Origin of the sequence: Streptococcus sp. CF8_St5-11, from assembly GCF_024295625.1 — a bacterium.
Taxonomy (GTDB): domain Bacteria; phylum Bacillota; class Bacilli; order Lactobacillales; family Streptococcaceae; genus Streptococcus.
In genome coordinates this window covers 190438-214160 of record NZ_JANCOJ010000002.1, presented here as the reverse complement: position 1 = coordinate 214160, position 23723 = coordinate 190438, and the positions used below count along the sequence as shown (strand labels likewise).

The 23723-nt window shown below is 40.1% G+C and carries 17 protein-coding genes and 1 pseudogene; 2 read left to right on the top strand and 16 right to left on the bottom strand.

Translation table 11 applies throughout. The features are described from left to right. Nucleotides 1–406: 406 nt before the first annotated feature. The 14 genes and pseudogenes from alaS to NMM13_RS04715 all read right to left on the bottom strand — a co-directional run bounded on the left by alaS (nt 407) and on the right by NMM13_RS04715 (nt 18898). The gene (alaS, locus tag NMM13_RS04780) at nt 407–3025 is read right to left on the bottom strand and encodes an alanine--tRNA ligase (RefSeq protein ID WP_151191481.1); all 2619 of its coding nucleotides are present in this window, start codon (nt 3023–3025) and stop codon (nt 407–409) included. 24 nt (nt 3026–3049) lie between these two features. Further along, nucleotides 3050–3535 (bottom strand): LURP-one-related/scramblase family protein, encoded by a 486-nt coding sequence (locus NMM13_RS04775; RefSeq protein ID WP_223141211.1) that lies wholly within the window; start codon nt 3533–3535, stop codon nt 3050–3052. A gap of 288 nt (nt 3536–3823) precedes the next feature. After that, complete coding sequence (locus NMM13_RS04770; RefSeq protein ID WP_151191480.1) at nt 3824–4978, bottom strand: GIY-YIG nuclease family protein; 1155 nt, start codon at nt 4976–4978, stop codon at nt 3824–3826. Further along, a complete protein-coding gene (locus NMM13_RS04765; RefSeq protein WP_151191479.1) occupies nt 4971–6896 on the bottom strand; it encodes a DEAD/DEAH box helicase in 1926 nt (641 codons plus the stop codon). Before NMM13_RS04765 ends, NMM13_RS04770 begins: the two co-directional genes overlap by 8 nt. Further along, nucleotides 6893–9661 carry a DNA methyltransferase gene (locus tag NMM13_RS04760; protein WP_254727820.1) on the bottom strand — a complete coding sequence of 923 codons (2769 nt, stop codon included), beginning with the start codon at nt 9659–9661 and terminating at the stop codon, nt 6893–6895. The genes NMM13_RS04765 and NMM13_RS04760 overlap by 4 nt, the downstream gene beginning before the upstream one ends. A 243-nt stretch (nt 9662–9904) precedes the next feature. Then, nucleotides 9905–10030, bottom strand: a pseudogene (locus NMM13_RS04755) (spermidine/putrescine ABC transporter substrate-binding protein); the annotation flags it as partial. Then, nucleotides 10029–10970: a peptidylprolyl isomerase PrsA gene (gene prsA, locus NMM13_RS04750; RefSeq protein WP_254727822.1), complete on the bottom strand. Its 942-nt coding sequence runs from the start codon at nt 10968–10970 to the stop codon at nt 10029–10031. The pseudogene NMM13_RS04755 and the gene prsA, both read right to left, overlap by 2 nt. A 72-nt stretch (nt 10971–11042) precedes the next feature. Beyond that, nucleotides 11043–11762, bottom strand: a complete 720-nt coding sequence (locus tag NMM13_RS04745) for an O-methyltransferase (protein ID WP_118228360.1) — start codon at nt 11760–11762, stop codon at nt 11043–11045. Between the two features lies 1 nt (nt 11763). Continuing rightward, the gene (gene pepF / locus NMM13_RS04740; RefSeq protein WP_254727824.1) at nt 11764–13566 is read right to left on the bottom strand and encodes an oligoendopeptidase F; all 1803 of its coding nucleotides are present in this window, start codon (nt 13564–13566) and stop codon (nt 11764–11766) included. A 72-nt stretch (nt 13567–13638) separates the two neighbouring features. Then, nucleotides 13639–14589 carry a competence protein CoiA gene (locus tag NMM13_RS04735; protein WP_254727826.1) on the bottom strand — a complete coding sequence of 317 codons (951 nt, stop codon included), beginning with the start codon at nt 14587–14589 and terminating at the stop codon, nt 13639–13641. Nucleotides 14590–14663: 74 nt separating this feature from the next. Continuing rightward, nucleotides 14664–15245: a lipoprotein gene (locus tag NMM13_RS04730; protein WP_254727829.1), complete on the bottom strand. Its 582-nt coding sequence runs from the start codon at nt 15243–15245 to the stop codon at nt 14664–14666. A gap of 167 nt (nt 15246–15412) precedes the next feature. Continuing rightward, on the bottom strand, nt 15413–16585 hold the full coding sequence (locus NMM13_RS04725; protein WP_254727831.1) for an MFS transporter: 1173 nt from the start codon (nt 16583–16585) through the stop codon (nt 15413–15415). Between the two features lie 70 nt (nt 16586–16655). Continuing rightward, a complete protein-coding gene (locus NMM13_RS04720) occupies nt 16656–18002 on the bottom strand; it encodes a DUF1958 domain-containing protein (RefSeq protein WP_254727833.1) in 1347 nt (448 codons plus the stop codon). Nucleotides 18003–18190: 188 nt separating this feature from the next. Next, nucleotides 18191–18898: a glucosamine-6-phosphate deaminase gene (locus tag NMM13_RS04715; protein WP_195311302.1), complete on the bottom strand. Its 708-nt coding sequence runs from the start codon at nt 18896–18898 to the stop codon at nt 18191–18193. 306 nt (nt 18899–19204) lie between these two features. On the opposite strand from NMM13_RS04715, the gene queA reads away from it, so the two are divergent. Both queA and NMM13_RS04705 read left to right on the top strand, forming a co-directional pair. Next, nucleotides 19205–20233: a tRNA preQ1(34) S-adenosylmethionine ribosyltransferase-isomerase QueA gene (gene queA, locus NMM13_RS04710; protein WP_003006367.1), complete on the top strand. Its 1029-nt coding sequence runs from the start codon at nt 19205–19207 to the stop codon at nt 20231–20233. A gap of 11 nt (nt 20234–20244) precedes the next feature. Next, nucleotides 20245–20715: an arginine repressor gene (locus NMM13_RS04705; RefSeq protein WP_003006364.1), complete on the top strand. Its 471-nt coding sequence runs from the start codon at nt 20245–20247 to the stop codon at nt 20713–20715. A 29-nt stretch (nt 20716–20744) separates the two neighbouring features. Here the strand turns inward: NMM13_RS04705 and NMM13_RS04700 are convergent, their stop codons facing one another. Together NMM13_RS04700 and NMM13_RS04695 are read right to left on the bottom strand one after the other, a co-directional pair. After that, nucleotides 20745–22079 carry a dipeptidase gene (locus tag NMM13_RS04700; protein ID WP_254727835.1) on the bottom strand — a complete coding sequence of 445 codons (1335 nt, stop codon included), beginning with the start codon at nt 22077–22079 and terminating at the stop codon, nt 20745–20747. A 17-nt stretch (nt 22080–22096) separates the two neighbouring features. Beyond that, a complete protein-coding gene (locus NMM13_RS04695) occupies nt 22097–23608 on the bottom strand; it encodes a YfcC family protein (RefSeq protein ID WP_254727837.1) in 1512 nt (503 codons plus the stop codon). Between the last annotated feature and the right edge of the window lie 115 nt (nt 23609–23723).

Below are 23723 nucleotides of genomic sequence, written 5' to 3'. Positions count from 1 at the left end.
AAACGATCTGATCAAGCTTTTGATTTGCTGATCAGCAGTATAGAAAAAACTGTAACGTTTGCTATACCTTGAACATATGGATGATTTTCCAGCATCCTTTCCCTCATACCTCGGATAAAGATTTCACTTCCCTCATCTGTTCATATGACAGCATCATCCTCCTCTTTTTCAAATAGCTCCTTTTCTAGCTCTCCCTGAAAATTTCACCATTCCCATTTTTCACGATAATTCTGTATTCAGATAGACCTAAAGCATAGTCCGACTTTTGTACGAATAAACCACTCATGTCCTGACACTTCCTCAATGGATAAAGGATATCAGTTTATCACATTTTCAAAAATAGTCAAGCCATATATAAAAAAATACACAAACAAAAAGACCTACCCGAGGGTAGATCTTCTCTAGATTACAATTTACCTGCTACTGCATCCAACAATTCTTGGATTTTCGCTTGGTTGCTTCCTCCTGCCATGGCCATGTCTGGTTTTCCACCACCACGTCCATCGACGATTGGAGCCAATTCTTTAACCAAGTTACCTGAGTGGATGTCTTTAGACTTGCTAGCTACGAGAAGGTTGACCTTGTCACCGATTGCTGCGACAAGAACAAGCACATCAGAGTAGTCTTTTTGTTTCCAGTTATCCGCGAAGGTACGAAGGGCACCTGCATCTGAAACAGAAACTTGGCTTGCAATGTAACGGTGACCGTTTGCTTCTTGAACATCTTTGAAGACATCGCCTGCCGCCGCTGCTGCTGCTTTTTCCTTCAATTCTTCATTTTCTTTTTGCAATTGACGGAGTTGCTCTTGAAGACCTTCCACCTTGTGAGGGACTTCTTTGAGTTGAGGTGCTTTCAAGGTTGCTGCGACGGCTTTCAGTGCATCCTCTTGTTCACGATAAGCTTCAAAGGCTTCCTTACCAGTCACTGCCAAGATACGACGAGTTCCTGATCCAATTCCTTCCTCTTTTACAATCTTGAAGAGACCGATTTCAGAAGTATTGCCTACATGGGTACCACCACAGAGTTCCACTGAGTAGTCTCCGATAGTGACAACACGGACTTCTTTACCGTATTTCTCACCAAAGAGGGCCATGGCTCCCATTTCTTTAGCAGTATCGATATCTGTTTCAATTGTTTCTACTGCGATTGCTTCCCAGATCTTTTCATTGACTTGTTGCTCAATAGCGCGTAATTCTTCAGGAGTTACGGCTTGGAAGTGGGTAAAGTCAAAGCGAAGGAATTCTACTTCATTGAGAGATCCAGCTTGGGTTGCGTGGTTACCAAGAATATTGTGAAGAGCCGCATGGAGCAAGTGAGTTGCTGTGTGGTTCTTCATAACACGGTGACGACGATTGGTATCGATAGCCAAGGTGTATTCTTGGTTCAAGGCAAGAGGAGCAAGAACTTCAACCGTATGAAGTGCTTGTCCATTTGGTGCTTTTTGAACGTCTGTCACAGTCGCTACGACGTTTCCTTGAGCATCTAAGATTTGACCATGGTCCGCAACTTGTCCACCCATTTCAGCGTAGAATGGAGTTTCTGCAAAGATCAGTGATGCAGTTCCCTCTGAAACAGCTTCTACTTCAGCATTGTCTGCTACGATAGCCACCAACTTAGAAGGCAATTGACTAGCATTATAGTTAAAGACACTTTCAACTGTGATGTTTTGAAGGGTTTCATTTTGCATACCCATAGATCCGCCTTTGACAGCTGATGCACGCGCACGCTCTTGTTGTTCCTTCATGGCTGCTTCAAAGCCTTCACGATCGACCGTCATTCCAGCTTCTTCGGCGATTTCTTCTGTCAATTCTACTGGGAATCCGTATGTATCATAGAGTTTGAAGACGTCTTGACCAGCAATCACTGTTTGGCCTTTGGCTTTCAAGTCTTCAACGATGGTTTGGGCAAAGTGTTGACCAGAGTTCAAGGTACGAGCAAATGATTCTTCTTCACTCTTGATGATTTTTTCGATGAAATCTTGTTTTTCAAGTACTTCTGGGTAGTAGCTTTCCATGATCTTCCCAACGGTTGGAACCAATTTATACAAGAAAGTTCCTTCGATCCCCAATTTTTGACCATGCATAGAGGCACGACGGAGGAGACGACGAAGAACGTAACCTCGTCCTTCATTACCAGGAAGAGCCCCATCTCCAATCGCAAATGAAAGCGAACGGATGTGGTCAGCAATGACCTTGAAACTCATGTTGTCGCCATCTGGATCATATGTTTTACCAGACATCTTTTCAACTTCACGAATGATTGGCATGAAGAGGTCTGTTTCAAAGTTGGTCTTAGCCCCTTGGATAACGGCTACCAAACGCTCTAAACCAGCGCCCGTATCAATGTTCTTGTGTGGCAATTCCTTGTATTCGCTACGAGGAACAGCTGGGTCAGCGTTAAATTGTGACAAGACAATGTTCCAGATTTCGATGTAACGGTCGTTTTCGATATCTTCTGCAAGAAGACGAAGACCGATATTTTCTGGGTCAAAAGCTTCTCCACGGTCAAAGAAGATTTCTGTATCTGGTCCAGAAGGGCCCGCACCGATTTCCCAGAAGTTGTCTTCGATTGGGATCAAGTGACTTGAATCTACACCAACAGCGATCCAACGGTTGTATGAATCTTTATCATCTGGATAATAAGTCATATAAAGTTTGTCTTTTGGGAAGTCAAACCATTCAGGACTTGTCAAAAGCTCATAAGCCCAAGTGATGGCTTCGTCACGGAAGTAATCCCCGATGGAGAAGTTCCCCAACATTTCAAACATAGTATGGTGACGAGCCGTCTTCCCTACGTTTTCGATATCATTGGTACGAATAGCCTTTTGAGCATTGGTAATCCGTGGATTTTCAGGTTTGATGGTTCCATCAAAGTATTTCTTAAGAGTGGCAACCCCTGAGTTGATCCACAAAAGGGTTGGGTCATTTACGGGAACCAAGCTAACAGATGGTTCTACAGAGTGGCCTTTGCTTGCCCAGAAATCAAGCCACATTTGGCGGACTTGTGCACTAGATAATTGTTTCATATTTTTCTCCTAATTTTTATAAGATTAGTTGGCGCCTGCTTCTAACATTTCGACATAATCGATGGCGACACACAGTGAGATGACTAAATCAGCGTATTCATCCTCATACACCGATACTTGATAGGTAGAGGTTAGATGAAAGAGTTCTTTGCTAATCTCAGCGACGATTTGATCCCGATCATCGAACAATTTGAATTCCAGGTCCCAGATATTTCCCTGCACCCGAAGCCCCAAATCTTCGATATCGTATTTGTCCCTAAAGAGCGTCAGCTTTTTATGGATATAAAAGCGATCCCCATTCATCAACTCAACCACAAATTTTGGAAGTAGGCTGATTGTTTTTTTGGTGATAAGGCTGACTTTTTCTCCATTTTGATCATAGATGGTAAAGGTCTTGGGAACCTTAAGAAAGGAGCCCTCAACCTGGTATTGGACATTTCCCAACTCATCTTTGATATCGAACCGCTCGCCACCCAATCGAAATTTTTGTTTCACTTGATAGGTTCTCATCTTTTGATCTCCTTTGAAAAGCTTCAGAGAACGATTCACAAACAAAAGACAAGCCACTAAACGAAGGGCGAAAAACCGCGGTACCACCTTCATTCAATGAACTTGTCATTCTTCATTTTGTATGCAATTGTCTCAGCCGAGTAGCATGACTTCCTAGCTTAGATGGCTCGCAGCACCGCCATTTCTCTGAACTAAGATAACTGAAAATCAATTCTCAACATTCCTATTATACTTTTTTTTTGAGTTTGAGTCAACCGAAAAATATAAAACTATAATAAGGTCCATACTTTATCGGACACTAATTTCAAGTCCAATTTTATAAATTGCTTCCTGAATTTCATCAAGTGATACAAGGAACCATTCTTTCGGAACAAAATTCTCTCCATTTGGTGCGGTTAGTTCCACCTCTAATTGTTTATCTGAAAAATAATGATGAAGAGTAGTTTCTAGTTTTCTAGCGCTAAAATTCTGAACCTCAAAACTAGCTACTAAATGTACAGGAGCATAAAGATAGGTCCCTTCTTTTTCTGCATTTGCTAAGCGTTTTTCAATTTTTTCTTGTGTAAATCCAATTTTATAAAGGTTACTAATACCAGCAATTTGAGGATTAGTACTCAAGGATTTCACTACATAAATATATCCGGTTGTTATTCGTTCACTCGGACTAACACCACCCATCACATCTTCTATCAACTCAGTTACCATTCGTCCATGTCTCGTTCTATCATGCAAATTAGATACAAACGAACGAAGTAAAGCATTCTTATTCTCCGTACCATTTTCATATACGAGATGAAGTTCAGCATTAGTGTATCCGTTCTTATCAATGAAGTATTCCCCCTTAGAAACAACATAAACCATTACTCCATTATCCACATAGAACATACCAGGTTTAATTTCTTTTTCTTTTATCACATCAGACTTTCTGACTTGACGACAACCTTCACTAATTTCATCATGAACACGAGTAAATAATCCTTGATAATCTTCAAAATTGCCCATACGTTTACGTGTTCGTGTTTTATCACGCGCTTGAATCGTTCGTTTATAACGTGAAACATCAAATAAAGATTTTTCAGCACTATTCACTGACTCAAACAATTCATCTGATAAAATTTCTTTTAAACTAGTAGGACTTGAAATAGGAGTATCAGACTCAACTACATCTATTTTTAGTAGTCCAAATTCATCATAAGGTTCTAATTTTCGGATACTATCAGGAGATTTTCTAATACCGTACAATCGTGAATACAAACTACGTTCTTTAATATCTCTGGACTTTTGCGGTTCATGCCCATTATTTTCTCTCACCCAATCAACAATTTCTATAAATTTTTCAACTTCACGGTCCGCAACTTTTTTTTCCTTAGGTTTTAAAGGAGATACTAATTTTTCAAAATCAGAATCATTAAAAATATCTTCTAAATTTTTAAAATCAGTCATTATCACTCTCCCTCTTCATCCGAGCTAACTGGAGCAATGCATAAGCAAGTCTCTGTTCGTACATATCATTACTTGATTTATCAGGATAGCGATTATTTTCTCTATGAAATTGCTTAATTTGAGGATAAAGAATCAAAAGCTCTTCTTCAGAAAACTCCATTTTTTTACCATCCATATAATCTTGAATCAGTCTCAAAGTTGGAGCATCGATTTCGCGTGAAATAACTTCATATGCTCTTTGGAAAGGATTGACACTATCAATCAAATCAATAGATAATTCATCAATATTCACAAATTTATCTGCCATTTTTAGAAAATCCGTTTGTCCTACTCCCACTTTCCGTTCAGCTGATTGGACTACAGATTGGGTAATAAATTGTTGACGAACCTCTTCAACTTCCTCACCACTTAAGTCAGGATAAATTTGTTTAATGATTGCCGGAATCATCTGCTTATTAATCACGTCTGCATCTGTACCTGCAGCAATCGCAGTTTGAATACGAGGCTCTTGAAGTATGCTAGCACGTAAATCATTCATATCATTTTCTATGATCCCCTTTGTTCTTTGTGTACTAGGGTCTTTTAAACCTTTCACAAAGATTTCTGCACCAGAAAATTTCTGATCTTCTCGGTCTTTGCGCTTGAACTTGAAATTTGGTGCTAAAACAGATTCCATTAATAAACTAGCTGTAATAGCCTTCATAACATTATTTACAGCAAAGAAAACTTCATCATCTTGAGCATCTGGTTGAGCAATGAGGTTAGTAAATTGGGCATGTGTCTTATTAGAACAATCGCGTGTTATTCGACCTATAATCTGAACAATTTCCGTTAGAGACTGACGATAACCAATCGTTAAAGCATACTCAGCATAAGGCCAGTCAAAACCTTCTTTAGCCATACCAAGTGCAATAATGATATCGAGATCATCTAAACTAGTCATCTTGTTTAGGTAATCCTGGACTTTTTCACGACCTTCTTCTGTGACAAGGTCTGCAACCTTCAATACACGACCTGTTTCCTCAGTTACCAACCATAATCCAGTCTTAGGATCTGGGACTGCTTGCCCTAATTCGTCTAAAATTCGGTCAACTTCATCATACTTATCCTTAGTTGACTCACCTGAATTAACATTGGGAATATGAATAATGGTTTTCTTACTTGTATCAAGTACTTCGTGCAAAGCATCCGTATAACGACCACGATAAAATTTATAACCCATGGCAAAACTTTTCAGATATTGATATCCCTCCAATTGTTCATAATAAGTATAGGATACCTTATCAAATTTTTGCTCATCTTCAGGTGCCAAAATTGGTACAGAATCTCCACGAAAGTAAGAACCAGTCATAGCTACTACATGAGCCGTTGAATTGGCTAATATGTTTCTCAAGGCATTTCCTAAAACTGAATTATCATCTTGAGATACATGATGAAATTCATCAATAGCTAAAAGAACGTCATTAAAATCGCTATCAGCTAGCTGTTCAAAGGCAAAACGCAGGGTGGCATGCGTACAGATTAGAACTCTATCATCAAGTGACTCTGAATGCACAAAGTCTACAAACTGCTTCACCTTACTTTTACTGGTCCCTTGGTCAGTCAAATTATTTTTTGGAAATACTTCCCAATCCCAGTAAAAACCATATTCTGTCAATTTAGTTGAACGAAACGATTTTCCGATAGATCTTTCTGGAACAGCTATAATAGCTTTTTTCAGGCCTTGAGCATGTAGTTTATCAAGAGCAATAAACATCAGAGCTCTTGACTTACCAGAGGCAGGAGGCGCCTTAATCAGTAAGTGTTGAGAAGTCCTCTTAGCATATACGCGCGCCTGCATTTCACGCATACCAAGTGCATTATTTGATTGACTAGCACCTGTACCATTATAATTAATTTCAAATATATTTGAGGTCATTTCGCTTCCTTTTCTGCCATTTCTTTATACAGTTTCAATAAAACACTGAGTCGTTCTTCATCTGATTCGAAAGGCTTTTGCTGGTAGGCACGTTCTACGATACCATCAATTTTTTCATGTGCTTGACGAAGACGGTCATTCATTGGTTTATTGGCACCACCGTACAACTCAGCCAATGTTCCACCTTCTTCTTCTCGAACATCCAGCATTTCAAAAACAGCTTCTTCAAGCATATTTTTTCGAGCATCTGAAAGTTCTGGAATTGGGAATGTATTATAGACTAGTCCAGGAGCGTATCGGTAATCATTTTTTAATCTACCACCAACTTCTTTTAGCCATTCTATATGCATCTTTGATGAAATAATCCCTATTAGCCATATCGGTGCATTATATACAATACACAATGCATTAGTAGCAACTATACCTTCCTCTAAATAGCTTACAGGTAAATATATCCTATCCTGAGAATTAACAACAGGTAATACGATACTTTCAGCTTGGACAAAGCGTTTTTCCGCAAATGCCCATGGAATTTCTCGAGCCTTTCGAGTCCCTTCTCTTTTACTAACTTCTCTAAATTCTCTAACTTTTTCAATACGATTTTTTATTGGTAGAATTGATAAAGCTTCAGAGCTTTGTTGATTCTCTATCCATAAAGCATACATTTTCTTATCATTCATATATGAAGTTGCGTTCAAACATCTTCTAATAAACTTTCTTGAGTTAGGGAATCTATTTAAAATTTCATCCTTCTCATTTTGTGTCAGTATTAAATTATTTTCTCCGTACTCTGCACTTCCAATAGTCATTTCATATGGTAATGCTTCACTAGGATTTCGTCTTTTTGAAACAACAACAGTTTCTCCATTTTTTAAGAATGCACTAATATTTTCCACTAGCATCGTATTGTCTTTTTCAAACAATAATTTCTTTTCAGAACTTATATTTTGTATTCCGACAATAGAAACTATTACACCTGCATTCTTTTTAGCACTATTACTCCACTTAAACGAAGGATATGCAAAACTAATTTCTAAGTTATCTAAAATATGGTTTTGAAATAGAGGAGCTTGTTCACCTTGAAACAATGAATTAGTAGACACAAATGCATACTTTGAATTTTTGCCTTTAATAAATTTACTCGCTTTGTAGAACCAACCGAATATGTAATCAAGAATTCTAGATTCTACAGGATAAATTGAATAAGCTAAATCATCTTTTTGTTCGTCATTTTGATGATTTCTTCCTTTAGTACCTATATACGGCGGATTCCCAAATATATAAACTTCGTCATCTGCCTTAGCATTCAAAACAGTTTCCCAGTCAATTCTTAAGGCATTCCCACAAACGATATTTCCAGCTTCTCTTAAGGGGAGTAGTCTTGGATGGACATCAGCAAGTGCTTCTTCCATCTCCACATTCATCTGGTGTTCCGCTATATACAAGGATAGCCTTGCTACTTCATGAGCGAAATCATCCAATTCAATTCCTGAAAACTGGGATAGAGAAATCTTAGAGGCATCAGCAATCAATTCTCCTTGATAAACAGCTTTTTCATTTAAGGCTTCACGAATTTCTCGCTGTTTGACTAAGATATTAATCTCTAAACGACGAAGCTCTTTATAGGTAATGATGAGGAAATTTCCAGAACCACAGGCAGGGTCTAAAAATTTGATAGATGCCATACGAGTAAGCAAATCATCTAGCTTGGGTAAGAGTTGTCGCAATTCCTTGCGACGATGGTCCTCGCTAAAGTCACCACCTCCTATATAGTAGTCAGCTCGTTCTTCTAATTCCGTAAATGCTGCTCGTAAATTATCTAAAAACAGTGGTTTAATGACCTTCATAATATTGGGCACGCTAGTATAGTGCATACCCGATGTTGATCTTGCTTCTGCATTTGCCACCGTTTGAATCATTGAGCCCAAAATATCTGGATTGATTTCATTCCAGTTTAGCAATTCCCCTGCTTCAATGAGTAATTGACGAGTTTTTTTATTAAAAATAAGGTCATTATGTGGCTCCGAAAAAAGCTTACCATTTACATAGGGAAAATCTGATAACCACGACTCTAAATCCTGACGATTAAAGTCAGGCATATCTAAAACAGTAAATAGCTTTCTAATACACTCATTCAAGTCAGAACCATCTTCGGATGTTCTCATCTTAATAACATTTGTGAAAGCTCCCTTAGAGATAATATTTGTATCTTCTGCAAATAATAGAAAAAGAACACGAATCAAAAATAGATTAAATGATTTACCATCCGTTTCAATGATTGCTAGTTCAGGATTGATAGAAATTAGCTCATCATAAAGTTTGGTAAAACGTTCTGCCGCTTTTACATCGGCAGGATTTTCCTTCTCATAATCAATCTTTTCAATACCATTCCAAGGCAAGAAGAAATCACAATAGGCTGGTAAATCATCAAAAGTAATTGCTAATGTTAACTCTGTCTGTGTATCTTTTGCATATAATTCTTGAAAATCTGTTGTAATAATAAATCGAGGTTTACGAGCCTGTCCCGACGTCTCTTTATCAATCTCGGTTAACGCAAGCAAAGGTTGGCTTTCAACTTTACGAAAATACAATTTGTTTTTTATTATAAAATCATTAGAAGCGGTTTTACTTGCTCTTGTTATGGTCGTTTTTGTAATATCAAACAATGAAACAAAATCAACAATAAATATCGATTCATTAAGATTTTCTACTAGAACCTTTGTTCTATCCTCAATCTCAGTAATATTTAATAACTTCTTAGCCATTCGACACCTCCAAGAGACGCAAAAAGCCTAAGGGATTTACAGTAGGATTACATCTATAATTTTTATATTTTTTTATCTGTATATATATATGCGTATTCTGGTTCATTTTGACGTCCTCGGCTTTTAATTTCAGAGATGCTAAAAATAATATTAACAATCTCAACTTAAAATTATTATACCATGATTTCTTTTTTTTCAAAAAAACGAACCAGCATTTACTGATTCGTTTCTTTTTATGTGTCTCTAGTTCCGGTACATCTTAAACTGTTGGAAATAGTCACCGTTGATTCCTGTCCATTTATAGGTAAATTTCTCAAGAACCTCTAGATACTTCATAGTGTCTGCGTCTGGATAGAAGGAATTATCCTTATTTAGATGATGAACTGCTATCGCTCGTTTGAACACCGATATTTTGCAAATATTGGTTAAATGTTGATTTGAAAGCATCATCTTTGACCTTGATATTGGCATTGGTCATCGCTTTTGCAATAATGCTACGGATGTAGTTGGTATCTTGCTTACGACCATCAACAATGATCTCTTTCAAACGTTTTTCGTATTTCTTCCAGTCAGAACCTTTTTCTGTCTTCTTATTCAATTTGACAATATAGTAGCTAGCAGAATAGTTTTGACCTGCTGAAACTGTGATCACATCTGAAATGCCGTTCTCATCCAACTTAAAGGCTGCTTCTTTGACTTGAGATGGGATATCTGCTGTTCCTGAATCGAACTTGACTTCGCCACCTTTGTCTTTTGTAGCAGTATCTGTCGAATTGTCTTTGGCGATTTGGGCAAAATCTGCACCTTCCGCTTTAGCTGCTTCCAACACTTCTTTTGCTTTGTCTTCTGAATCCAACTTGATAATTTGTGCTGTTACTTCTGGTGTGTAAGATTCAAAAGCTGCCTTGTAGTCAGACTCTTTGATATCTTTCTTAGCAGCTTGGTTGACTGCATATTCCAACAACATATTGCTACGGATTTGTTTCTTCGCTGTTTCTTCCGTCAAGCCTTGTTGCGCCAAGTATGCATCGAATTGCTTGCCTAATTGTTTCTTTTGTTTAGCCAATTCTTTATCGACTTCTTTATCAGAAACTTTTGATCCATATTCTTTTTCAAAGACTTTATTGATGGTCATTTGGAAAAGAACTTGTTGAGCACCTTGGTTGGTTTTGATTTCATTATAGAAATCAGAAACTGTAATCGTGTCCCCTTTCATGGTCACGATATCTTTGTTTGTGCCATTGGCACACGCTGCTAGTGTTACGACTGATAGCAAGGTCACAGCACCCGCTACAAGTTTTTTCTTCATGAAAATTATTCTCCGTTCCTTTTTAAACTTCTTCTATTTTACCACAAATTAGAGAGAATACCTTAAATTTACCTAAAAAGAGCTAGGATCTGGCAAGGTTACCGTCTCTGCATTTTTCCGAATCATCAAAATACCATCTCCAAGTGGCACCAAACTAGCGGTCAAATCTGGATGGTTGAGAGTCGCGTTAAAGAGGTTCTGAAGCCCCCGGTAAATGGTTCGTTGCCCACGACGCACTTCCATGATGTCCTTAGCAACATCTCCTCCTTGGAAAATATCATCCAATACCACGACTCCCCCAACTTCTAAGAGTTCGAGAATCCGTGGTAAAAAGACGATGTACTTAGACTTAGCAGAGTCCATAAAGACAAAGTCATAGGTCTCTGTTAAATCCTGCAAGACATCTACCGCATCTCCTTCAAGCAAGGTGATTTGCTTTCTCTGATCGTATTTAGCCAGATTTTCCTTAGCAAAGCCAATCATCTCTTCATTCCGATCAATAGTGGTAATTTGTGCATCGGGAGCATTTTCAGCCATTAAGAGCGCTGAAAATCCAATTGCTGTCCCAATTTCCAGGATTTTCTTTGGTTGTAGGGCTTGCAGGAGTAGTCTAAAGTAAGCTACCGTTTCATGCGGAATAATCGGAATATTTTCCTTGCGGGCGAATGCTTCTAACTCCTCCAAGGCACCTGCTACCGGTTTTTGACGCGTGCGCATAAAGTCAACGATCTCATCTTTAACCACTGGCCGGCGCATATTGTGGTTGGCATTTTTACTATAAGACTCTACCATCTTATGCGAGTCCTAATTTTTCTACTAGGGCTTCAAATTCATTCAAACGACGTTCGAAGACCGCAAAGGCAGCGTCCAAGTAGTCTTCTTTTTCCATATCCACACCTGCTTTGCGGATGACGTTGAGTGGATAATCAGAATTTCCAGCCTTCAAGTAGTCGATATATTTATCACGATCTTCTTGTGTTCCATGAACAATCTTTTCAGCTAAGGCTGAAGCTGCTGCAAAACCTGTTGAATATTGGAAAACGTAGTAGTTATAGTAGAAGTGAGGAATCCGAGCCCATTCATATTGGATTTCAGGGTTGTCTTCTTTTGAAAGACCGTAGTATTTCTCATTGAGTTCTGCATAGAGGTTGTTCAAGAATTCACTAGTCAAAACGGTACCTTCTTGGTCTGCTTTATGGATAGCATGCTCAAATTCGGCAAACTGAGTTTGACGGAAGACGGTTCCACGGAAGCCATCCAAGAAGTGATTCAAAATAGCAAAACGAGTTGCATCGTCTTCTACTTCTTCTAGGACACGTTCTGTCAAGATATTTTCATTGGTTGTAGAGGCAATTTCAGCAAGGAAAATAGAGTAATCTCCATAGACATACGGCTGGGTTTCACGGGTATAGCTAGAATGCATACTGTGACCAGTTTCATGTACCAAGGTGAAGAGGTTATCCAATGTATCTTGCCAGTTCAACAACATAAAGGCATTGGTATCATAAGAACCACCTGAATAGGCACCTGAGCGTTTTCCTTGGTTGACATGCACGTCGATCCACCGTTCGCTAAAGGCACGTTTCACACGAGAAAGATAATCCTCACCCAAAACAGCCAAGACTTCTTCTGCTTTGGCCAATGATTCTTCATAAGTAAACTTGTAGTCTGTATCGGATAATGGCGTATACATATCGTACATCTTCAAGTCTGAGATTCCTAGAATTCTTGAGCGCAATTGCACATAACGTTGCAAGAGTGGCAAGTGTTTGTTCACAGCTGCTACCAAGCTATCATAAACACTTTCTGGTACAAAGTTATCAGAAAGGGCTGCTTCACGGGCAGATGAGAATTTGCGAACTTTGGCATTGAAGTTGTGAACTTTTACATTGGTTTGCAAGGTTTTTGCATAGGTATGTTGGTACTGTTCATAGACCTTGTAGAGACCTTCATAAGCTTCTTTACGAACGGCACGATCTTTTGACTCTACCAAAGAAATATAGTTTCCATGGGTTAATTGAACCTCTTCGCCCTTGTCATCATGTACAGTTGGGAAAACAATATCTGCATTGTCCAAGATTTCAAAGGTTTCACCACCAGCCGCAAAGATCTCACCAGCTCCTGCAAGTAATTCCTCTTCTTTTTGAGACAAGACATGTTCTTTTTTCTCTAGCAAACGATCAAAATAATGACCATATTGTTCCAAGGCTGAAACTTCACTCACAAAGGCCTTGTACTGCTCATCCGTAATGGCCATGAATTCAGGCTCATAGAAGGCAAAGGTTTCACCCAACAAGCTATAAAGAGACATCCCTTTTGATTGGTACTCTTGGTATTTAGCCACTCGTGTGTCTTGGTCATTTTTCATATGAGCATAGACGTAGACCTTTTCTAAGCGACGGCTCAATTCCAAATATGCATTGGTTGTATCCAACAGTGTTTGCGCCGAATCCAACAAATGACCAGCATAGTGGCTTGCTGCTTTAATATCTGCAGCTAAGCTAGCTGCTTCTTCTTCCCAAGCTTGATCTGTCGCAAAAATTGTCGACAAATCCCATTGGTATTTTTCATCAATTTCATTACGTTGTTTTACCATTTCGATTAATCCTCCAATGGTACTATTTTAGCATAAAAATGAACATTTCGGGAGGATTTCTATCTTAGAAAGTTAGCTTTTCTGTTGAGCATAAAAACGTGGGGGATAGAGGATCTGAACAGGTTGGATCCCTTGCGACTGATAATAGGTCATAAACTGCTGGTAGTAATCTTCTACATCCTCTTCAATTTGAAGCAAGTTCTGTGAAAGGATCGGACGACAAAGAGGATAAAAGAAATCCAGCCCCAGTTCCATCAGATGGTTTCCCTGCAAATAGAGTTCTTCCTGAAGCTTCAGCCACTTTGGATGACGATAAAAGAGTTGCTGCTGTATATAGGTTAAAAATGTACGATCAAGCTCGACTGCCATTTGCTGCATGGGTTGCGAAAGATAAGGGGTCCGTAAAACTTCCAGTAAAGACCTTTGACCAAAAGGGAAAATTTCTGTTTGATAATGCAATCGCCCTCGTAAATCCTCATGGATGAGGTATTGCAAGCGTAGCTCTTTCTTTGTCAGATCCAATTCCCAAAGATGGAACCCGCGATTCTGACTAAAATAAAGAAAGCCAGCCTGCAATTTTGTTAACCTTTCCTTGAGCCACAACTTTTCACCAAGTAACCAATAGACCTGGTAACCATGGGATCGATACGCATCGCTTCTCTCCTTCAAGCGTTCTAAAGACAGGGGGCTGCACTGCACTTCTAAAGCTAAGTTCTTGTCTACCACCAAAAGATCGGCAATTTGTTGAAAATCTGCTAAATAACTTTCGACTTCTGTTCTAGTTTCCTTGGAGGCCCAGTCATAAAGACTGGCTTTCAATTCCAAATGTTCAAAACTCTCAGCTTCGTGATGGTAGGGACAATGCTGTAATTTTACATGAGCAAAATGAGCCCGTAGAACCGAGCCATTTTTTAGACGCACTGGACTATGACAAGCCAAGCAATAGAAGGGACCTTCTGTCACAGCTGGGATCTCTTCCATACAGTTCCACCGCTTTTGATTGTTATCCATGGCAATAAACATTTCCCCACCTCCTCATCTATATCATTCGAAAAAAAAATAAGAAAAAGGCTGGAAATTCCAACCTTTTCTTCTATTTATTCTTCAGAATCTGAGTCTGAATCGTCACTAGAATCATCAGCAACAGGAGATTTACTCAATTCTTTCTGCATATCTTTCATCTCTTTACGAGTACTTTCCAACTCTTCTCGAGCATCTTTCAAGCTTTCGATCAGAGCTTCACGGTCTTCTTTAGGAACGACAGTACTATCTGAACCGATGCTTTCCAAGCCTTCATTAAAGATGTCTTTTTGGTTTTCCAATTCTTGCTTCAAGGCACTAATCGTTGCATCGTATTGTTCTTTTGCAGAACCTGTCACAGAAGTCCCTGCTTCTTCAGTAATAGAAACAGATTGATCCATTAATTTTGCAAACAACTTTTTGAAGTCTCCAACTGTTTTAGCCTTGTTGATTTCAGCATCTGTTAAGAGGCTAGAAGATGACGTATCTTCTGAATCTGTTGAAGTATCCTTACTTTTTGAAGTGTTGGCAGATTTGCTCGTCACTTTAGTCGTTGATTGACTGTTTGAAGTTTCCTTCTTTGTGTCTTGTTTGTTTGAACAAGCAGCTAGGGAAACAATCGTCAAAAGAGCAGCTGTCGATAAGATCATTTTTTTCATAAAATGGTCTCCTTTATATTTATTTTACCTCATTCTATCATCGAATACTTTGACTGTCAAATTAATCACTAGTTCTTAATAATAGCAAAAAAGTTGGACAAAACACTGTGAAATCAATGTTTCTGTCCAACTCCTCGATGATTAGTCATACAATTGTAACAATTTCATTAGTCTACTTTGCCACCAAAAAGGCCGTGAGCCTTCCCTTGGGGCATTTTTAAGGCAAAGCTCAGCAAAAAGACGATCCCTACAACCCCTGCTAAAAAGAAACTCATGACTTGGTAACCGCCTCTTTCAATACAGAGGGCTGCGAGAGGTTGTAAAATAATGGTTCCTAAATAACGAGCTCCTTGAACAATGGCCATGGCAAGAACCAAGTCTTTGCCATTCACCTGTTGGGCGATAAACCGTAAGGAGACCATAATCAACACCATCCCTGTTGTATGCTTGGCTAAAAGAGTCAAAAGCACTTTTAAGAAGACAGGACTTGGAAGAGCGTAGACAACATATTGAGCAAAAATAATCCCGATTGGAAGAGCGATCAAAACCCGTAAAGGCCAGTGGTCCATGAATCGATCAGAGAAAAAGATCAAGGGAGCTTCCACTACGACTGAGATAGCTACAACCGTAGAGGCAATATGGACTGGTAGACCACTATCCATGAGCAACTCAGGAATATAGGTATGACCAATATTTCCAACCCCCGAAGCCAAGCCAATCAAAATGATAAAGAAGAGATAAGGTCCATTGTGAAGAAGAGGACGAATAGAGACTGGCTCTTTAACCTTTTCTTCTTTTTTCTCTCTTGTCTTCATCCGAACGGCACTTAGACAGAAAATGCTGAGTACAATAGTGATCAAAACCGTATAATAGACAGCTTGGGGGCTAAACTGATGATAGACCCAGCCGGCTATTTGAACACCGACCGAGTAGCCAATGGTTCCCCAAACGCGAATCTTCCCAAAAGCGTATGGACTTTGCGTTGCAAATACTTCCATCATGGGAGCTGTCCCATTCAAACAGACTAGAACAATTCCATAAAAAACGGTCAGCCAAAAGAGATTGGGGGCCCAAAGAAAACCGAAGACACCACCAATGATCACACTCAGACTGAGGGTCGTCATTTTTACGATTCCAAATCGCTCATTGATATACCCAAAGAAGGGTTGGGCTACCATGGATAAGAAAAAGGCAACCGATACCAAGGTCGACACTTGAGTTGCACTATAGTGCTTTCCCATCAAATAGACGGAAATGAGGGTCGTAAAGAGAGATGTGGACATAAAATAAAAACTATAGAGTAGCATATACGCTGCATAAGAATTTCGGAATTTTTTCATATAAATCCTTTCTAAAAATATCGGAATGGGACAATGACAAAACCCAACTGACAATCAGTTAGGTTTTATTTTATTCTTTATTATAGCGCTTTTGAGCATCTTTTTTGCGTCTCTCACGACTCTGTTTTTCAATCGAGAGAATGATGATAAGAATAAGAATTGGAATCAAGATCAGGAAGTGATCCAGCAAAAGCCATTTACTGTGCTTAGCCGTTGTCTTTTTCCCACTTGCTGTTTCTTTGACAAGCTCTGGCTTGGCTCCTTCTTCCACCTTCATATCATCTCGGATACCTTCAGACAACGTGTAGAGATCATTATCTACTGTCAGATAGCCATCTTTTACCGCAAGGGTCGGTTCTTTAGCACCTTTTTTAACCGTTGCATAGAAGGGTTTTTCGAGTGTATAGGTCTTGCCGTCAATCTGCTGGACACCCGCGTCTAACAATTTTTTATAGCCAAAATCTTTATAGGCTTTTTCGATCAAGGCATTGCCAAACGGATGGCGGTAATATTCTCCATCTTGGTCTGCCCAATCTCCTACGCCCATAATGACAGCAATTAAGCGCTGATTGCCCCGTTTGATGGTCGCGATATAGTTGAAAGCTCCACGAGGACTTGATCCAGTTTTTAAACCATCCACACCTTTCAAAGCATACTTGGCTCCTGGCAATGAATAATTGTAGGTATCAAAGGTTTCCTCATACGGAGTCCCTTTTTTGACCGTGACTTGTGCTTGATTGGTATAGTTTAAAATATCTGGGTATTGATTGATAAAATGATAGACCAGAATCCCTAAATCACGCGCAGTTGTCTGGTTGGCCGCATCATTTGGATAATTGTTTACCTGATAGTAGCCTTGCAAAGTGGAGATAGCCGCCCCGCTCGGGTTATTCCAGACCGTATTAGTCATCCCTAATTCCTTAGCCTTGGCATTCATGCGCTCGATAAAGGCATCTGGATCATTGTTGGACATAAGATTGGCCAACATGAGGGTCGATACATTTGAGGATGGAACCACTGTCATGGTAATCAACTCAGGAATGGTGTAGTCTACTCCAGCAACAATATTATTGTTGGAGATCTCATAGATCTTTCCGATCGCTTGGTCTGAAGCGGTCGCCTTGATCACTGTATCCTTACTAATCTTGCCATTTGACATATCTTCAAACAAGAGATAGAGCGTCATGAGCTTACTCATGCTGGCCGGATCTCTGACTTCATCGATATTGTCCTTCCAAAGAACATTTCCCGTATTTCCGTCAATAATAAGCGAAGAATGTGGACGGTTAATGGCTTGGACATTGTCATTTGGATACATCTTTTGCGCCATATCCACCAATTCATCCGCACTCGCTAGAATTGGCTGGCATAAGAGACTCAGAAGGAGGCAAATATGGATCAAATATTTTTTTATCATAAACTTTTCCTTTATAACAGACTAATCAGCTGGAGGCTAAAATAAGCTTCTAGCCCTCATGCCCTTTCCTCTTGTCTCCCAGTAGATGAAAAGAGCTAATCACAGCAGATAATTACTTGTATTGTACCATATTTTGAAGCAGAAAAAAACCTATCTGGCCCGAATAAATCGGCGATAGGTCCTGTTTTTTATCGACTTAACAAGCTCAAGGCTTCCTTATCCGCAATAATGGTCACATTTGGATGTCCTTGAAGGGCACTAGCTGGCACTTTTTCTGTCCTTTCACCCTCTACTGTACCTTTGATTGCTTGGGCTTTTGATTCCCCATAAGCAAACAAGACAATTGATTTCGCAGCTAAGATATTGGCAATCCCCATAGAAATAGCTTGAGTTGGTACGTCTTCGATCTTATCAAAGAAACGAGAATTGGCCTCAATGGTAGAGTCATCCAACTGAACTAAGTGGGTCTGACTATTAAAGGATGTCCCTGGCTCATTAAAACCGATATGCCCATTGCGTCCGATTCCCAAGATTTGAAGGTCCACTGGATGGTCTTCGAGTATTTTGTTATAACGGATCACTTCTTGATCGGCAGATTCTTCTACACCTGATGGGAGATAACTTTCTTTGAATGGTTTGGCATCAAAGAGGTTTTTCTCCATGAAATACCGATAAGATTGAGGATCATCTCCCGTCAACCCTACGTATTCATCTAAGTTCACACTGATTAGATTAGACAGATCCAAATCACTTTCACGAATTTGTTTATAAAACTCAAGGGGACTGCTTCCAGTCGCAAGACCTAAGGTTTGAGCACCTTCCTTTAAAGTTTCTTTCAATATATCAAAGGCAACTTTTCCACCCTCAATTTGGTCCTTTACTTCAATAATGTTCATTGGATAGACCTCCTATTTCTCTATGCTTTTATTATATGGTATAGACCAATTTTTGTCAAGTGAAACCGCTATCTTTTCTGGCATTTTTTTCATTTTCAAGTCGATTCGTGATATAATGAAAGGTATGATTGTATCACTATTATTCATCATTTTTTTGATCGGACTCCTTGTCTTTCTCCTATCTTTCTTGATTCATCAGAGAAAGATTCTCAAGGTCCTGATCTTTTTGATGGGAATCTGCCTGATGCTCTTAGCTGTCGGGACTGCCATCTATCTACTCACAAATTTATTATAAAAGGAGCGCAAATGAATACCAACGATTTTGACTTTGATTTGCCTGAAGAACTGATTGCCCAAACCCCTCTTGAAAAACGAGATGCCTCTAAACTCTTGATCCTCGATCGAAAAACAGGGCAATTCCAAGACCGTCATTTTGATGCCATTTTGGATGAATTGGAGCCAGGAGATGCTCTTGTCATGAACAATACGCGCGTGCTGCCTGCCCGTCTTCATGGAGTCAAACCAGAAACAGGTGGTCACGTCGAATTCCTTCTCCTTAAAAATACTCAAGATGACTGTTGGGAAGTCTTGGCAAAACCTGCAAAACGCTTAAAGGTAGGGGCCACAGTCAGCTTCGGAGATGGTCGTTTGACCGCAACCGTTGAGGAAGAATTGGAGCACGGAGGCCGCATCGTTCGCTTCCACTATCAAGGGATCTTTTTAGAAGTCTTGGAAAGCCTTGGTGAAATGCCACTTCCTCCCTATATTCACGAAAAACTTGCTGACCGCGAGCGCTACCAAACCGTTTACGCCAAAGAAAATGGTTCTGCTGCAGCTCCAACGGCAGGTCTTCATTTCACCCAAGAATTGCTCCAAAAGATTGAAGCAAAAGGGGTTCACCTGGTCTATTTGACCCTTCATGTGGGCCTAGGAACCTTCCGTCCAGTATCTGTGGACAATCTTGAAGACCATGAGATGCACTCTGAATTCTACCAACTTTCTGAAGAGGCTGCTGCTACCCTTCGTCAGGTAAAAGCTGCAGGGAAACGCATCGTAGCCGTCGGAACGACTTCTATTCGAACTCTTGAAACGATTGGAAACAAATTTGATGGTGATATCCAAGCCGATTCCGGCTGGACCAATATCTTTATCAAACCAGGTTACGAATGGAAAGTCGTCGATGCCTTTTCAACTAACTTCCACCTTCCAAAATCAACTCTGGTCATGTTGGTTTCTGCCTTTGCTGGCCGTGAATTAACCCTCGAAGCATACCACCATGCGATTCAAGAACGCTACCGTTTCTTCAGCTTTGGGGATGCCATGTTCATCAAGTAAAGGAGTCTCTCATGAATAAAATTGAAAGCCGCCACCGCTTGATCCGCTCGATCATTTCTGAGCGTAGGATTCATACCCAACAAGAACTCCAAGAAGCCTTAGAAGCCAATGGCGTTCTCGTTACCCAGTCCACCCTTTCACGGGATGTCAAATCCTTGAATCTAGTAAAAATTAACGAGGGGGATAGTTCCTACTATGCCATGAATACGATTGCTCCTTCCCGTTGGGAAAAGCGCCTGCGGATGTATATGGAAGATGCCTTAGTCATGTTGCGGCCGGTTCAAAACCAGGTCGTTGTAAAAACTCTTCCAGGTCTTGCCCAATCCTTTGGAGCTATCTTAGATGCATTGGAACTCCAAGAAATTGTAGCCACCATCTGTGGAGACGATGTCTGTTTGGTTATCTGCGAAGACAACCAAGGAGCTTTGGATTGCTTTGAAAAATTAAAAGAATTCACGCCCCCCTTCTTCTTTAGTAAATAAAAAGTTTGGAAACCAAGTTTCCAAACTTTTTATGTTGTGGCTAAGCGTTGAATGGCTTCTCGATAGATTTCCATCGCAGCGTATAGATCGTCAATTTTTGCACGTTCATTGGCTTGGTGCTCGGTCTGTTCTGCACCTGGGAAAAGAGCCCCAAAGGCAACACAATTTTCCATGGTCCGCGCAAATGTCGCACCACCAGAAGACATAGCTGGTGTCTTATCACCAGTTTCTTCCTGATAGACGGCCATCAAAGAGCTGACTAAAGGACTATCCAAAGGAACATATAAAGGAGCCAGATAATCAAACTCTTCATATTCCAACTGATAGCTAGCTGCAATTTCTTGCAAACGTGCTACCAAGGCATCCTTATCTGCTAAGACGGGGATCCGGATATCAATACCGATTTCCGATTGTTCTTGATCGATCACAAGGGTCGCAAGATTAAAGGAAAGATCGCCACTTGGTTCATCTGAAATAGGGCCAAATAGAGCCTCACCAGTTGCATCCTCACCAACTGCATCTGCGATAAAGAGCAAAGCTGGATGGGGTTGGATGAGGGATAAACTTTCCGCTAAACCGACAATAGCATTCACTCCTTCAGCTGCATCTTTAGAGTGCTTGGAAACACCCAAAACAGTTACAGAATCTTCTGTTTGGCTATACTGAACCCCACTTTGATCCAAAACAGGAAGCAACTCTTCCAAACGATGACCAGCATAGGTCGCCTTGTCTGGAACAACATTGAGGGCCTGACCAGCCTGTAAGGGAAGATCATCCCAACCTGGACCATGCAATTTCACTTGTAATAAGCCTTTTTCAGCATAGGTTAATGGGAAAGAAGAATCCGGTGCAAATCCAAGATCTGCTTGCTCTTCGATTTGGTTGTAGCGGTTCATACAGCGCCACAAGGTTTCTTCATCCGTCCCAAAGATAAAGCGGATTCGTTTGGTAAACTGGATGCCATCATCTAACAAACTCTTAACTGCATAGAGGGCAGCGAGGGACGGCCCCTTATCATCCTGCACACCACGACCTACTAAATAATCACCGACAATAGTCGCTTCAAAAGGTGGCGTTTGCCAATCTTGTAAATCACCGGCTGGAACAACATCCAAGTGACAAAGAACGGCCAGGAGTTCTTCCCCCTGACCGATCTCTGCATATCCATAGTATCCTTCAGGATCTATATATGTTTGAAAACCTAATTCTCGAGCAAGCTCTAAGGTTTTTTCTAGGACATCTTGGATAGCTTGTCCAAACGGTGTTCCATTTTCCCCTTCGTTTAATACTGAGGAGTAAGAAATGATGGTTTGAAGCGAGTTTAAATACTGCTCTTTTACATCGTTCTTTATTCTATTTTTCATGAAACACCTACTTTATTCTATTGCAAGAATGGAACCACAGTTCCTAGTAGAAGAAGGGCAATGGTGATCACAACAATCGCTACGACCAATTTACCCATGAATTTCCACCATGCACTCAAGTCAACACGTCCAAGAGCAAGAGCTCCCATTACGATACCTGAAGTTGGTGCGATCAAGTTCAAGACACCAGATGCAGATTGGTAAGCTGTGACAATCAAGCTACCTGGTACATTGACGAATTTACCAAGAGGTGCCATGATACCCATTGTTGCACTGGCAAGACCAGATGATGATGGGATCAAGAATGACATTGGCAAGTAGAAAATGTAAGTCAAGACGATGAACAATTGAGATGAAAGACCTTTCAGTCCTTCTTCACCCCAGTGAAGAATTGTCGCAGTGATCATACCGTCGTTCATGATGACTTGGATACCACGTGCTACCGCTACGATAAGAGCAACACTCAAGAGGTCAGCTGCACCATTCATGAAAGATGAAATGATTTTATCTTCTTTCAAGCCATAAATGATACCAACGAGGATTCCCATGAAGGCAAAGAGCATAGCTGTTTGTGGGAAGTACCATGTACCAAGAGCATCTGTGTTACCGATCAATTGACCAAGTACTGGAATTTTATGGAGAGATTCGTTAAAGTTGTTAAAGAATGTAATACCCAAATCTTTGAATGGGATAAATCCAGCAACCATGATAACGAATGTTGAGATGAAGACGACCAAGACACGTTTTTGTTTCTTGTTCATTTGTGAAGGAATTTCTTCGCCACTATCAACATTGAAGTGTTTCAAATCTTCTTCACGAGTTGCATAGGTGAGAGATTTGGTTGGGTCTTTTTGAACCTTATCTGCATAACGGTATACATAGTATGTGCTAAGTCCTGTCAATACGATCCAGAAGATCACACGAAGTAAGAGACCTGAAGCACTTGAGATACCTGCAGTATCAGATGCGATAACTGTCGCAAATGGGTTCAATGTTGACGCCAAACATCCGATTTGTGATCCTAAAAGGATAATGGCTACCCCTGTCAAGCTGTCAAAACCAACGGACATCATAACAGGTACAAGAAGTGGATAGAAGGCCATGGTTTCTTCACCCATACCATAAGTTGTACCACCAAGGGCAAACAATGGCATCAAGATCAAAATCAACATTTTTTCGCGGCCTTTGTATTTACGAACGATAGAAGCAATCCCTACATCAAGGGTACCTGTTTCGTTCACAACTCCAAGGAAACCACCGACCATCAAGATGAAGAAGGCTACGTCAATCGCTGCACTGGTTGGTGCTTTACCAAGCATCGCATTGATTGGAGCCATCAAGATATCCCAAATCCCTTGAGGATGTGCTTTTACAGATTCATAACTACCTGCAATGATAGCACCTGCATCGTCAACTTTGTATTGACCAGCTGGAATGATCCAAGTTAACACTGCCATAATGGCAATGATGATCAACAATACGGAAAAAGATGAAGGCATCTTAAATCCTTTTTTCGTTTTTTCACTCATTTGTCTTCCTCCTAACGCAACAAAGTGTGAGTGATGTTTTACAAGAGTCTCTTGTAAAACGCTTACCTATAGACTTATTCTATCACAATAAGCTTTAAAATACTAGTTTTTTCCT